Genomic DNA, 13,325 nt, shown 5'->3' with positions numbered 1-13,325 from the left:
TCGAGGCACTCGTCATGGACAACTCGCAAAGCGGCAACCTGGACGACACCGCGTCACGGCCGCAGCACGCTTTTTTCGACACCCTGCTCTCGCGTCAGTCGCACTGGCCACTCGCCGAGCCGGGGCCCAGCGAGACGGAGCTGGGTCTCATCTTCGATGCCGCGATGCGAGCGCCGGATCATGGCTCGCTGCGTCCGTGGCGCTTTGCACTGATACGCGACGACGCGCGGGCCGAGTTTGGCGATGTGCTCGTCGATGTCGCGGCGCGTCGCGAGCCTGCGAAGCCTCGCGCGGAGTTGGAGCATCGGCGGCAGCTTGCGTACACGGCGCCGCTCATCATCGTGATCGCCGCGGCGCCTTGCGCGGACTCGCATGTGCCGGAAACGGAGCAACTGCTGTCGGTCGGCGCGGCCGCGATGAATATGCTCAACGCGATTCACGCGCTCGGCTACGGCGGTTTCTGGGCGACGGGCGCCGACGCCTACGATCCGAATCTGCGGGCCGCGCTCGACTTTGAGCCGTCCGAGCGCGTGCTGGGATTTCTTTTCGTTGGGACACCGAAATCTCGTGAGCCTTCGGCGGTGCGGGCGTCGCATTCTGCTTATGTGCGTGAGTGGTTGGGGCGTGCGTCGATTTGAGATGGCGAGGGGAAGCGGTGAGGAGCGTCGGTGAGGGCTGCGGGCCTGTTTAAAGAGGAGCAGCGGCAATGTAGTCCGTATACGTCTTCGCGCGACCGGAGGGGGCAGGCGGTGCGCTTCATCGGGACAGACGAAAACGTTGCGTGCAGCGGCAATCTTGCCGCCGCGTTTTCTACTGTGAGCGTGCGAGGGTCGTCCGAGCAGCCGGCATCGCCGGTTACGACGTGGCAGTCACAATGAGCGCATCGAACGATCGGCAGCAGAGTGCGGGTCGTAGCGTGGGAATTGGATTTGACGCAAAAAAGCCCACGAAAAATCATGGGCTTAAATGGTTTCCTGGCGGAGAGAGGGGGATTCGAACCCCCGATAGGCTATTAACCTATACACGCTTTCCAGGCGTGCGACTTAAACCGCTCATCCATCTCTCCGCGGGGAGCCGAATTATAGCAAACTTCGGGCCGTCCGCCAGACCCTTTGCGAGAATCGCGTTTGACCAGCGCATAGGCCGACGGCGCATCGCATCCTGCACCGAGCCGGCGTGAAAAAAATGATCGTCAAATACGCGCACCGCAATATCGGCGGCAGCGCCGTTCTCATCGACGAGCAAAATAAAACTACCGGGGAACCGTTCGCGAACCGCACGCTGGACCAAATAACGGCAAACATCCCAAAAACATGAGCGCCGGGCAATCTGCTAGCGTTACGTCGTCACGAGCGACGAGGCTGACGATGGGTGGAACTGAACTAAAGACAGATTCGTTTCAACGCTGGATGATGTACAGCAAGGATGCCTACGCGAGCTGGCGCATCTTTCTTTCCACCGAGCAGAAAGAGGCAGTTGAAGAAGGCAAGAAGTTCTCCCAACGCGCATATGCCGATATATGGGCAAAGGACGCCGCGCTCGTTGGGCGGGTCAGCGCTTTTCTCGGGACGAATTTCCATTGGCACCAGCGACTGGCAAACAATGGCGCTGACCTCGAGGTCATAGAGACATTGCAGTCCATGATTCGCGGCGAGAGTGTTGTTCTGATTGCCGAGCAATCGCGCACAGGCGGCGCGGGCGGCAATCCGTCACCGAAGCCCCAAGGGCTTCCCAGCTTCCGCAGCTCGTTGATGAACGATTGCGGAATGTCCTACGATGCGGCGACGGCTTACATTGACCGCTATAACGACATGGTGGACCGGATTAATGCGGGGCCAGCCCGCAATGCGAATGCGGCCCCTTCGTCACTGGCCTACGCCAGGAGCAATCTCACGGACACTGCTACGCCGCTAAGTGATGCACAGCCGTTCGAGTACGAAGCAGATACAACGACCGGCGATTCCTTCGAGATAGCGAAAACGCCGAACCTGGGTGATGCTGGTTGGTACACGAATCCCGGTTCAGGGCAAATGCGTCTATTCGGCGATGACCGAAAGCCGATAGTCGATCTGGACTTTGATCACATTCATAACGGGCTGCAGCCTCATGCCCATAACTGGGGACCTGGGGGACGCGATTCGGGCAATGATGTCGTTCCCTTAAGCCCCTGGAACCCCTAACGAGAAGCCACGATGCAACAATACCCCTCGTTTCACGATTGGTTTCTCGTCGGAGTCGCAGTCGAAGCCGACGCAAAAACCGTTGTGGTCGTCTTGCGCAGTGACGACAAATCCAATCAAGCGCAGCTGGTATTCGCGGGCGCGTCGCGCTGTCTGGCGAATGGCTTTGCCGCACAGAACATCGTCTATCAATTGAAGATTCTCGATGACTTCGATTCCGCCGAATACAAATCGGCAGTCAGTGCGCTGGAGGAGGCGCACCCGTGGGGCAGCCACTGGCCGCGAAAAAAAATTGCCTCGTTTTCGAGTTCGGTCGGCGCGGAAGTACTGGTTGAATATCTCACCCTGACGGTGACTCAAGAACCGCTTCCCGCCACGTGAACGATACCGCGCGCAGTTCCACTTCGGCCGTCCCCGCTGCCGCAACGCCCCCCTACGGATGCCGAATATAATCCACCAACGCCCTCGTATAAGCATCCGGCTTCCGATCAAATAGACTCACACCCACCGCCACCAGAAAACCCGCCGGCACGCCGAACACGCCCGAGCTGATCGGCTCGATGCCGAACCAGCGCGGTCCCGCGAAGCCCGTCATCTGCGCGAAGAACGGATACGTCGACACGATGTAGTAGATGCACACGAGCAGCCCCGCCAGCATGCCGGCCACGGCGCCGAGGCGCGTCGTGCGCTTCCAGAACACGCCGAGCACGAGCACCGGAAACAGGCTCGATGCCGCGAGCGAAAACGCCGCGCCGACCAGAAAGAGAATGTTGCCGGTATTCAACGACGCCACATACGACGCAAACAGCGCCACGCCCAACAGCAGGATCTTCGAAATTGTCACACGCCGCTGACTCGACGCGCCCGGGTCGACCATGTGGTAATACACGTCATGCGATAAAGCATTGGCGATCGTGAGCAGCAAACCATCGGCTGTCGAGAGCGCCGCGGCCAGCGCACCCGCTGCAATCAGGCCGGACATCACATACGGCAAGCCCGCGATCTCCGGCGCGGCCAGCACCACCATGTCGGGCTGCATCTGAATTTCGCTCCATCGCACGATGCCGTCGCCGTTGGTGTCCGCGAGACTGATCAGCGTCGGCTCGACCTTGCGCCATTGCGTGAGCCATTGCGGCAAATCGGCGAAGTGATGACCGACGAGATTCGTCAACATCTCATACTTGATCAGCACCGCGAGCACCGGCACGGTCACGTAGAAAAGCGCCACAAAAAACAGCGTCCATCCAACCGAGCGACGCGCCGACGCCACCGACGTCGTCGTGTTATAGCGCGTCAGAATATGCGGCAGACTTGCCGTGCCGAGCGACAGGCACAGTAGCAGTGAAAGAAAATTGCGCTCGTGCATGCGCCGGTCTTCGTCGCTTGCTGTGGGAAACGGCTCGTGCATCGGCAGCGGCGCGGCCGCGCGCATCAGCATGTCATCACGCTGCTGAGTCCACACGACCTGCGCGGCGGCGGCATCGCGTGGAAATTGCTCCAGCGCTTTTTCTCGCTCCTTGATTTCGCGCAGCGGACCATTGCGCCGCCGCAAATCGGCCACCTGCTGCGTGAGCCGCAGTTTCTCCTCGACGAACGAATGCGGCAGCATGTCGAGCCGCTGCTGCATCAATGCGGCACGGCGTCGATAGTCGTCGCGCACGGTCTGCTCGAGCGGCTCCTCGCGCACCTGCTTCTCGAGACTCTCCATGCGCTCCATCAACCGGCCGTAACTCAATTGAGGCACCCAGCCGAGTCCGTCCTTGTGCGCGATCATCGAAACAGGAATCAGGATCGCGGCGATCAGAATGATGTACTGCGCAACCTGCGTCCACGTCACCGCGCGCATGCCGCCGAGAAACGAGCACACGAGAATGCCCGCGAGTCCGCAGAAAATCCCGACAGCGAAGTCGACGCCGATGAAGCGCGTCGCAATCAGACCGACGCCCTGGATCTGCGCGACGAGATAGACGAACGAACACAGAATCGCGGACAACGCTGCGAGCCCACGCACCGCATTGCTCGAAAAACGCGTGCCGAGGAAATCGGGAATCGTATAGCGCGCGAGCTTGCGCACGTACGGCGCGAGCAGAAACGCGACGAGGCAATAGCCGCCGGTCCAGCCCATCAGGTAAGCGAGGCCGTCGTAGCCCGTCGCATAGATGGAGCCGGCGAGCCCGATGAACGACGCCGCCGACAGCCAGTCCGCCGCGGTCGCCATGCCGTTGAACGCCGACGGCACGCGCCGCCCGGCGACGTAGTATTCGACGAGATCGGACGTGCGCGACAGCAAGCCGATCACTGCATACACGGCAATCGGCACGAACAGAAACACGTAGCCGATCCACATGCCCGGACCGGTTGTGCGCTCGATGCGCCACATCACATAGATGAACAGCAGGAAGCCGAGCGTGTAGAACGCGTATGCGCGGATCAGCCGGTTCGTGAGCTTCATCGGCTTAGAGTCCGCGCGTGCCGGAATCGGCGGCGATGTGGTTCGCGGCGGCGTCCGTTGTGCGATTTACAGCCTGATTTACAACGCTATTCTCGACTTCGTTCGTATCGGTAACAGCATCCGCCGCAGCAGCAGCGTCGGCAAGGAACGCGCGCTGCAACCGGCGATCCGCGCGCTGCATCGACAGGATATAGACGACGATCAACGCCAGGTAGATCAGGATCGCGCCTTGTGCGCCGAAGTAAAACGGCAAGCTGAAGCCGGCGATCCGCACATGCGCGAGCATCGGCGCGGCGAGCGGCAACAGGAACGACACCGCGAAGCCAACGCTCATCAACGCGGCGATCAACGTGACGTTAAAGCGCCAATACTTTTGATGCGCGCGCGCCAACGCCTCCGACACCGCAGGCGGTTCGGGCGGGGGATTGTGCGTGGCATGAGAGGTGGAGTGCGGCGCGGCCATGCGCCTATGTATCAAAAAGGCACCGCGCAGGCAATCGGGATTGTCCGCGCGATGCCGGATCGCCGATCGCGGATCGCCGATCGCGGGATCGGGCGAGAGGCGCATCGATCGACACGCCTCCGCCCTTCATAGGCGCCGGAATGATCCCAGCGTGATCCCAGCGTGATCCCAGCGCGAGCAGAGCAGCCTTACAGCGACTCGCCGAGCTGATCGAGAATCGCCGGGTTCTCCAACGTGGACACGTCCTGCGTGATCGCCTCGCCCTTGGCAAGCGAGCGCAACAGACGGCGCATGATCTTGCCCGAACGCGTCTTCGGCAGATTCTCGCCGAAGCGGATGTCCTTCGGCTTCGCGATCGGACCGATTTCCTTGCCGACCCAGTTGCGCAGTTCATTGGCGAGCTTCACCGCCTCTTCGCCTTCCGGGCGCGCGCGCTTCAGCACGACGAACGCGCACACCGCCTCGCCGGTCGTTGCATCGGGACGTCCCACGACCGCCGCTTCAGCGACGATCGGATTCGACACCAGCGCCGATTCGATCTCCATCGTGCCGAGACGGTGACCGGACACGTTGAGCACGTCGTCGATGCGGCCCATGATCGTGAAGTAGCCGGTCTCCTTGTCGCGCACCGCGCCGTCGCCGGCGAGATACAGCGTGCCGCCGAGTTCCTCGGGGAAATAGCTCTTCTTGTAGCGGTCCGGATCGCCCCACACATTGCGCAGCATCGAAGGCCACGGCCGCTTCACGACGAGAATGCCGCCCTGCCCGTTCGGCACGTCCTGACCCGTTTCGTCGACGACCGCCGCCATGATGCCCGGCAACGGCAGCGTGCATGAACCCGGTACGAGCGGCGTGGCGCCTGGCAGCGGCGTGATCATGTGGCCGCCGGTTTCCGTCTGCCACCACGTATCGACAATCGGGCAACGGCCGCCGCCGACGTTCTCGTGATACCACACCCACGCCTCCGGATTGATCGGCTCGCCGACCGTGCCGATGATGCGCAGCGTCGACAGGTCGTAGCTTTTCGGATGCACTTTCTGGTCCGCTTCGGCGGCCTTGATCAGCGAGCGGATCGCGGTCGGCGCCGTATAGAAGAGCGTCACCTTGTGCTTCGCGATCATGTCCCAGAAGCGGCCGGCATTCGGATAAGTCGGCACGCCTTCGAACACGACCTGCGTGCCGCCGAGCGTCAGCGGACCATACGTGATGTAGCTATGGCCCGTGATCCAGCCGATGTCCGCGGTACACCAGAACACGTCGTTGGCCTTCCAGTCGAAGGTCCACTTCATGGTTTGCGCGGCCCACAGCAGATAGCCGCCGGTGCTGTGCTGCACGCCCTTCGGCTTGCCCGTCGAACCGGACGTGTAGAGGATGAAAAGCGGATGTTCTGCGCCGACCCACTCGGGCGCGCATTGATCGGACTCGGCTTGCATGAGTTCATGCATCCACAGATCGCGGGCTTCGTCCCATGCGATCTTGCCGCCCGTGCGCTTGTAGACGATCACGCTCTTCACCGCGTCGCAACCGCCCATTGCAAGCGCTTCGTCGGCGATATTTTTCAGCGGCAGCGCCTTGCCGCCGCGCATCTGTTCGTCCGATGTCACGAGCGCGACCGCGCCCACGTCGACGAGACGTTCGTTGAGCGACTTCGACGAGAAGCCGCCGAACACCACCGAGTGCGTCGCGCCGATACGCGCGCAAGCCTGCATCGCGACAATGCCTTCGATCGACATCGGCATATAGATGACCACGCGGTCGCCCTTCTTCACGCCGCGCTTTTTTAGCGCGTTCGCAAAGCGCGATACACGTTGCAGCAGATCCTGATAGGTGACGTTGGTGACGGTGCCGTCGTCGGCTTCGAACACGATCGCGACGCGCTCGCCGTTGCCTGCTTCCACATGACGGTCGATGCTGTTGTACGACGCGTTGAGCTGACCGTCTTCGAACCACGTGTAGAACGGCGCGTTCGATTCGTCGAGCACCTTCGTAAAGGGCTTGTTCCAGCTTAGCGTCTCGCGAGCAAGACGCCCCCAGAAGCCCTCGTAATCCCGCTCCGCCTCGGCGGTCAGCGCATGGTAAGCGTCCATGCCGGAGATCGTGGCGCCGGCCGCTGCTTGCGCGGATGGCGGGAAAACACGGCGTTCCTGAAGAACCGATTCAATCGCAGACATCGACAACCCCTTGGTGAAGATGAAAACCTGTGCCGGCGCACGTTCGTGCGCCATGTCATGTAGACGCCGCAATCGAAGCACGATTGCGGCGCGCTGTCTCCCGCCCTCGCGCGAGCGACCCGCGATGGATCGCCGCGCCGCGGCCGGCCCGCCTCTCCTTCACTCGTACGGCAATGCAGCACGAATGGAGGCGAGGCCGCGGCCGCTCTCATGTTGAACCATAAGCGGTGCAACTTACCAGCCACTTACGCGAGCCGCATCGGCGTGCCCGCAAAAACCCTTATGCGATTCGTACGACGCTTTGCACAAAAAGCGCATGCTGTTGACGCTTGTTCGCGCAACGAGGCGCTTACGGAGGGCCCACTTAACCTCGCGGTCAAGCGGCTAACACAATGCTAACTGAACTAGCCGCCCGCATTCCAGTTCGAATCGCGCGTCTCAGGATGACGCGCCGCCGCCCTGCCCGCCGCACCGCAGCAAGTCCGGCCGACGCTGTACAATAGCGCGCGCTGATACGAGCGCCGCGGCTCACATCTTGTTGTGCGCCCGCGCCGCGCCGTCCGCGCCTCGCTTTGCGTGCCGACCCGCGCGCGTGACCCGCACGCTGGCCCGGCGCATTTGGTTCACGTTCCGTCACCTGCGTTAGATCCGACTCTTGCCTATGTCCGCTTCGCGACCCGACTCCGCGCGTTCACGCCGCCCCATGCGCCCGCTGCCCGCCGTCATCTTCATGAGCCGCTGGCTGCAGGTGCCGCTCTATCTCGGCTTGATCGTCGCCCAGGGCGTGTATGTGGTGCTGTTTCTGAAGGAAGTCTGGCATCTGGTCACAGCGTCGATGACTCTCGACGAAACCAACATCATGCTCGTGGTGCTGGGTCTCATCGACGTGGTCATGATCTCGAACCTGCTTATCATGGTGATCATCGGCGGATATGAGACCTTTGTGTCGCGGCTCGGTGTCGAAGGTCATCCTGACGAACCGGAATGGCTCGATCACGTGAACGCGGGCGTGCTGAAGGTGAAGCTCTCGATGGCGCTCATCAGCATCTCGTCGATCCATCTGCTTAAGACGTTCATCAGCCCGGACCAGAACACGACGCACGCGATCATGTGGCAGGTGATCATCCACGTCGCGTTCCTGATTTCCGCGCTCGTGATGGCGTTTGTCGACCGCCTCACCACGCACACGCATCCCACTCATTTTCAGGAACCCGCGGATTTGCAGCCGCTGGGTTCCGCCGGTTCCTCTCCCCTGAAAGCGCACGACTGACCGCATAGCCTGCGAACAGAAAGAAGCGCACTGTCCCCACCGAGCTTAGCCATGACCGTCATCAAACAGGAAGATCTGATCCAGAGCATTGCTGATTCGCTTCAGTACATCAGCTACTACCATCCGCTCGACTACATCCAGGCGCTCGGCCGCGCATACGAACTCGAACAGAGCCCGGCCGCGAAAGATGCCATCGCGCAGATCCTCACCAACAGCCGCATGTGCGCCGAAGGCAAGCGCCCGATCTGCCAGGACACCGGCATCGTCACGGTGTTCGTGAAGGTGGGCATGGACGTGCGTTGGGACGGCGCGACGATGAGCGTCACGGACATGATCAACGAAGGCGTGCGCCGCGGTTATCTGAATCCCGACAACGTGCTGCGCGCGTCGATCGTGAGCCCGCCCGAAGGCGCGCGCAAGAACACGAAAGACAACACGCCGGCGGTGATTCACTACGAGATCGTGCCGGGCGACAAGGTCGACGTGCAGGTCGCGGCCAAGGGCGGCGGCTCGGAGAACAAATCGAAGTTCGCCATGCTCAATCCGTCGGATTCGATCGTCGACTGGATTCTGAAGACCGTGCCGACCATGGGCGCGGGCTGGTGTCCGCCGGGCATGCTTGGCATCGGCATCGGCGGCACGGCTGAAAAAGCCATGCTGATGGCAAAAGAATCGCTGATGGACCCGATCGACATTCAGGACGTGATCGCACGCGGCCCGCAAGACTGGATCGAGGAACTGCGCGTCGAATTGCATGAGAAGGTCAACGCGCTCGGCATCGGCGCACAAGGTCTCGGCGGTCTCGCCACCGTGCTCGACGTGAAGATCATGGCCGCGCCGACGCACGCCGCGTCCAAGCCGATCGCGATCATTCCGAACTGCGCGGCCACGCGTCACGCTCACTTCACGCTGGACGGCTCGGGCGTCGCGAAGCTCGAAGCGCCGTCGCTCGACGCATGGCCGAAGGTGCAGTGGGAACCGAATACGGAAACCAGCAAGCGCGTCGATCTGAACACGCTGACGCCAGAAGAAGTCGCCGCATGGAAGCCGGGCCAGACGCTGCTGCTGTCGGGCAAGATGCTGACGGGCCGCGACGCCGCGCATAAGCGCATCGCCGATATGCTGGCGAAGGGCGAAAAGCTGCCGGTCGACTTCACGAATCGCGTGATCTACTACGTCGGCCCGGTCGATCCGGTGCGCGACGAAGCAGTCGGTCCGGCAGGCCCGACCACGGCCACGCGCATGGACAAGTTCACCGAGACGATGCTCGCGCAAACCGGCCTCATTTCGATGATCGGCAAGGCCGAGCGCGGACCGGTTGCAATCGAGGCAATCAAGAAACACAAGGCTGCGTATCTGATGGCCGTGGGCGGCGCCGCTTATCTCGTGTCGAAGGCGATCCGCAGCGCGAAGGTGCTGGCATTCGAAGACCTCGGCATGGAAGCGATCTACGAGTTCGACGTGCAGGACATGCCGGTCACGGTCGCGGTCGATTCGAACGGCACTTCGGTGCACCAGACCGGCCCGAAGGAATGGCAGGCAAAGATCGGCAAGATTCCGGTCGCAACGGTCTGATTGGCCGCCTGACGCGTCAAGCGTACTGAGAAGCCGGGGCCGCGGTCCCGGCTTTTTTCATGGGCGGCATGCGTCACATGCAAAGCCGGGAACCGCGTCAAGATGTTCTGTTCTCTTGGCTTTTTCAGGCATGGCGTTTATTGTTGTTGAAAAATTGAAGTCCCCACCAAGGAAAGATCATGCAAGGCGACAAGAAAGTTATCGAGTATCTCAACGCTCAATTGAAGAATGAATTGACCGCGATCAACCAGTACTTCCTGCACGCGCGGATGTACAAGCATTGGGGTCTCGAGAAACTCGGCAAGCATGAATACGACGAGTCGATCGGCGAAATGAAACACGCCGACTGGCTGATCGAACGGATTTTCATGCTTGACGGTCTGCCGAATCTGCAAGACCTGCACAAGCTTCTGATCGGCGAGGAAACCAAAGAGATTCTCGAATGCGACCTGAAGCTCGAGCAGATTTCGCAGAGCACCTGCAAGGAAGCTATTGCGTATTGCGAATCAGTTCGCGATTTCATCTCGCGTGAAATCTTCGTGAAGATTCTCGACGACACGGAAGAGCACATCGACTGGCTCGAAACGCAACTCGACCTGATCGACAAGGTCGGCATTCAGAATTACCAGCAAACCGCGATGGGCTCGGTGGAGTCCTAAGCGGATCGCATCGCAAGGCCACGCACCGGCGCATGAGCTTCTGACTATTCATTCGGGATAGCATGCGCCGCGCTGGCGATATACTTGGCCGCTTCCCTTTCCCCGCTTTGCCTGACCGTCGCGCCGCGCGTCCCGATCGCCCATGCCAGCAGAATCGCCGTCTTCGAATGCATCAATCGCTCGGTCGAGCGTCGCTTCGCGCGCGCCCGTCGGCATTTTCGACTCGGGTCTCGGCGGCTTGTCGGTGTTGCGGGCGGTTCGGGCTCAATTGCCCGACGAGGCGCTGCTGTACGTCGCCGATTCGTTGTACGCGCCCTACGGCGAGCGCGACGACGACTTCATCGCGGACCGGACACTCGCCATCGGCGAGTGGCTCGCGAGGCAAGGCGCGAAGGCGCTGATCGTGGCCTGCAACACGGCGACCGCGCAATCCATCGCGCTGGTTCGCGAAAAGCTGAGCATCCCGCTTGTCGGCGTCGAGCCGGGCATCAAGCCCGCCGCGCTGCAATCGAAAACGCGCGTGGCGGGCGTGCTCGCCACCCAGGTCACGTTGCGCAGCGCCCGTTTTCAGGCGCTGCTCGAGCGCTACGCGGCCGATTGCCGCTTCATCTGTCAGCCCGGTCACGGGCTCGTGCAGGCCGTCGAGCGCTGCGACGTCGGTTCGGCGGAGTTGCGCGCGCTGCTCGCAAGCTATCTTCAGCCGATGCTCGCCGCCGGCGCCGATACCCTCGTGCTCGGCTGCACACACTATCCGTTTCTCGATGCGGCGATCCGCGACATCGTCGGCGACCGGATGGCGTTGATCGACACGAGCGTGGCGATTGCCCGCCAACTCGAGCGCGTGCTCGAACAGCACGGCGTGCGCGCAACGCCCGAAACGGCAGGCGCCCCGCCGCCGCGCTTTTATTCCACCGACAACGGCACGCATCTGCGGCAGCTTGTCGCGACGCTGCTGAACATGGACGCGCAGGTCGAGCGCGTGCTGATTCCGTCGCGCCGTACCGCTGCGCTCTCGTCGCAGCCGGCCTAGCGCCCTTTCGGCGCGGTTTCCGACGCCGTTTCTGACGCCACTTCCGACGCCACCGCGCGCGTTTTTATGCGGTTTAAGCACCCTCCGCTGCGCCGCGCGCCGCCAGCCCGCGCCGTCGCGTCATAGTCGAAACCCTTCTAAGAGTCTGGTTTTGTTACAAAAAACCACCTGAGACGCTTGCCAAACCGGCCAAACAAAATGATAATAATTCGCATTAACGTTAGCTATGACGCCCGCCATGATTGTCTGTGTCTGCAAGTCTGTTTCTGACCGAAAGATCCGTGCCTCGATCGCGGAAGGCGTCGACTCGTTCGACGAGCTGCAATTTGAGCTCGGCGTCGCCACCTGCTGCGGCAAATGCGCGGACTCGGTGCGCGACGTGATGATGCAAAGCGGCGTGTGCTCGAGCCGCTGCGGCTTCGAGCATCAGCAGGCCATGCCGGTGACGTTTTACGAACGCAAGGCGGCTTAAGGCAAGTTCACGACACGCGGCGCGAGGCGCACAAAAGCACCTGCGCCGTCTTGTTGCCGCACTGCCCCCGCCGCTTCGCGTTGAGATGCGTTTTTGATGCTCATCATTCGGCGCTTTCGAGCGCTTTTTATTTAGTCCACTGCCGTCAGCAAGCCAGTATTCCTGCCAGCCAGCGACCCGCTCACCCGTCAAAGGAGCCCGAGATGGAATTGCTGATTGGTTTCGTGACCACATTGTGTATTTCGCTGCTGATCTTCCGAACATGACGAAGTATTGTCAGGCGTGCTGCATCGACAGCGCGCCGCCACGCTAACATGCAGGCTTCGCATACCGTCTCAGCCGGCGCCGCACCGGCTTCGTCCAACCGAATGAATCCCCGCGTCCTGACCGCGACCGCCTTGGTCGCGGCGGTTCACGTCGCGTTGCTCGCCGTGATCCTGACACTGCGGCACGACCCGGTGCAGCCTGCCCTCGAGTCGCGCGTGATGACCGCGCAATTGCTGCCGCCCGCGCCGGTTGCCGCGCCGGCCGCGGTGCAGTCGGTCGCGCCGCCGCCGCCCACGCCCACGCCGCCGGTCCACAGCAAGCCGAAGGTACAGCCGAAGCCGACGCCGAAGTCCGCCCCCGCGCCGCTGCGCGAGGCGCCCGCGCCGTCGCCCGTGACGGTCGCGCCGCCTGAGCCCGCCGCGCCTGCCGCTCCCGCCGCGCCGCCGACGCCTGCCGCACCGGCCGCGCCCGCGATCGGTCGTCAGACGATGGAAATCTCCGCGCCGAAGAACGTCTCGCACCTCGACTGCAACATCGCCAAGCCCGACTACCCGGCGCTGTCGCGGCGCCGCGGCGAGACCGGCACCGCCTATGTGAAGTTCGTGGTCGGCCTGACCGGCAAGCTCGAGAACATCGAATTGAAGAAGAGCAGCGGCTTCAGCCGTCTCGACGACGCCGCGCTCGCCGCCGCGCATGCGAGCGCGTGCAAGCCCTATCTCGAGGACGGCCAGCCCATTCGGGCCGCCTACACCCAGCCTTACAACTTCAATCTCGAAGATTGAAGCA

General features: G+C 62.2%; 13 protein-coding genes and 1 tRNA gene. 10 read left to right on the top strand and 4 right to left on the bottom strand.

What is annotated here, in order from left to right:
- The first annotated feature begins 14 nt into the window (after nt 1–14).
- A complete protein-coding gene (locus CUJ91_RS06315; RefSeq protein WP_114156045.1) occupies nt 15–638 on the top strand; it encodes a nitroreductase family protein in 624 nt (207 codons plus the stop codon).
- Nucleotides 639–975: 337 nt separating this feature from the next.
- Here the strand turns inward: CUJ91_RS06315 and CUJ91_RS06310 are convergent.
- A tRNA-Ser gene (locus CUJ91_RS06310) sits at nt 976–1,066 on the bottom strand.
- A 110-nt stretch (nt 1,067–1,176) separates the two neighbouring features.
- On the opposite strand from CUJ91_RS06310, the gene CUJ91_RS34125 reads away from it, so the two are divergent.
- The 3 genes from CUJ91_RS34125 to CUJ91_RS06300 are packed head-to-tail and all read left to right on the top strand — an operon-like array spanning nt 1,177 to nt 2,561.
- Nucleotides 1,177–1,317 (top strand): hypothetical protein, encoded by a 141-nt coding sequence (locus tag CUJ91_RS34125; protein WP_161966567.1) that lies wholly within the window; start codon nt 1,177–1,179, stop codon nt 1,315–1,317.
- Between the two features lie 50 nt (nt 1,318–1,367).
- Nucleotides 1,368–2,180 (top strand): hypothetical protein, encoded by an 813-nt coding sequence (locus CUJ91_RS06305; RefSeq protein ID WP_114156044.1) that lies wholly within the window; start codon nt 1,368–1,370, stop codon nt 2,178–2,180.
- A gap of 12 nt (nt 2,181–2,192) precedes the next feature.
- Nucleotides 2,193–2,561: a hypothetical protein gene (locus CUJ91_RS06300; protein WP_114156043.1), complete on the top strand. Its 369-nt coding sequence runs from the start codon at nt 2,193–2,195 to the stop codon at nt 2,559–2,561.
- 52 nt (nt 2,562–2,613) lie between these two features.
- Here CUJ91_RS06300 and CUJ91_RS06295 read toward each other — a convergent pair whose 3' ends face one another.
- The 3 genes from CUJ91_RS06295 to acs form a co-directional block, all read right to left on the bottom strand.
- The gene (locus CUJ91_RS06295; protein WP_114156042.1) at nt 2,614–4,632 is read right to left on the bottom strand and encodes a sodium:solute symporter family protein; all 2,019 of its coding nucleotides are present in this window, start codon (nt 4,630–4,632) and stop codon (nt 2,614–2,616) included.
- A 4-nt stretch (nt 4,633–4,636) separates the two neighbouring features.
- Nucleotides 4,637–5,095 (bottom strand): DUF4212 domain-containing protein, encoded by a 459-nt coding sequence (locus CUJ91_RS06290; protein WP_029972063.1) that lies wholly within the window; start codon nt 5,093–5,095, stop codon nt 4,637–4,639.
- A gap of 188 nt (nt 5,096–5,283) precedes the next feature.
- Complete coding sequence (gene acs / locus CUJ91_RS06285) at nt 5,284–7,266, bottom strand: acetate--CoA ligase (protein WP_029972064.1); 1,983 nt, start codon at nt 7,264–7,266, stop codon at nt 5,284–5,286.
- Nucleotides 7,267–7,969: 703 nt separating this feature from the next.
- On the opposite strand from acs, the gene CUJ91_RS06280 reads away from it, so the two are divergent.
- The 6 genes from CUJ91_RS06280 (at nt 7,970) to CUJ91_RS06255 (ending at nt 13,321) form a co-directional block, all read left to right on the top strand.
- On the top strand, nt 7,970–8,536 hold the full coding sequence (locus tag CUJ91_RS06280) for a TIGR00645 family protein (RefSeq protein WP_006051184.1): 567 nt from the start codon (nt 7,970–7,972) through the stop codon (nt 8,534–8,536).
- 51 nt (nt 8,537–8,587) lie between these two features.
- Entirely contained in the window at nt 8,588–10,111 is a 1,524-nt protein-coding gene (locus CUJ91_RS06275; protein ID WP_006051185.1) for a fumarate hydratase, read from the top strand.
- 179 nt (nt 10,112–10,290) lie between these two features.
- Nucleotides 10,291–10,770, top strand: coding sequence for a bacterioferritin (bfr, locus tag CUJ91_RS06270; protein WP_006051186.1), 480 nt, complete (start codon nt 10,291–10,293; stop codon nt 10,768–10,770).
- 142 nt (nt 10,771–10,912) lie between these two features.
- Nucleotides 10,913–11,800 carry a glutamate racemase gene (gene murI, locus CUJ91_RS06265; RefSeq protein WP_107710873.1) on the top strand — a complete coding sequence of 296 codons (888 nt, stop codon included), beginning with the start codon at nt 10,913–10,915 and terminating at the stop codon, nt 11,798–11,800.
- 238 nt (nt 11,801–12,038) lie between these two features.
- A complete protein-coding gene (locus CUJ91_RS06260; protein WP_029972066.1) occupies nt 12,039–12,272 on the top strand; it encodes a (2Fe-2S)-binding protein in 234 nt (77 codons plus the stop codon).
- Between the two features lie 314 nt (nt 12,273–12,586).
- Complete coding sequence (locus CUJ91_RS06255) at nt 12,587–13,321, top strand: energy transducer TonB (RefSeq protein WP_044021691.1); 735 nt, start codon at nt 12,587–12,589, stop codon at nt 13,319–13,321.
- The last annotated feature ends 4 nt before the right edge of the window (nt 13,322–13,325 follow it).

The sequence above is a fragment of the Paraburkholderia graminis genome (genome assembly GCF_003330785.1).
Taxonomy (GTDB): Bacteria; Pseudomonadota; Gammaproteobacteria; order Burkholderiales; family Burkholderiaceae; genus Paraburkholderia; species Paraburkholderia graminis.
The sequence above is the reverse complement of the archived record's forward strand: the minus strand, read 5'-3'. Positions and strand labels throughout refer to the sequence as shown.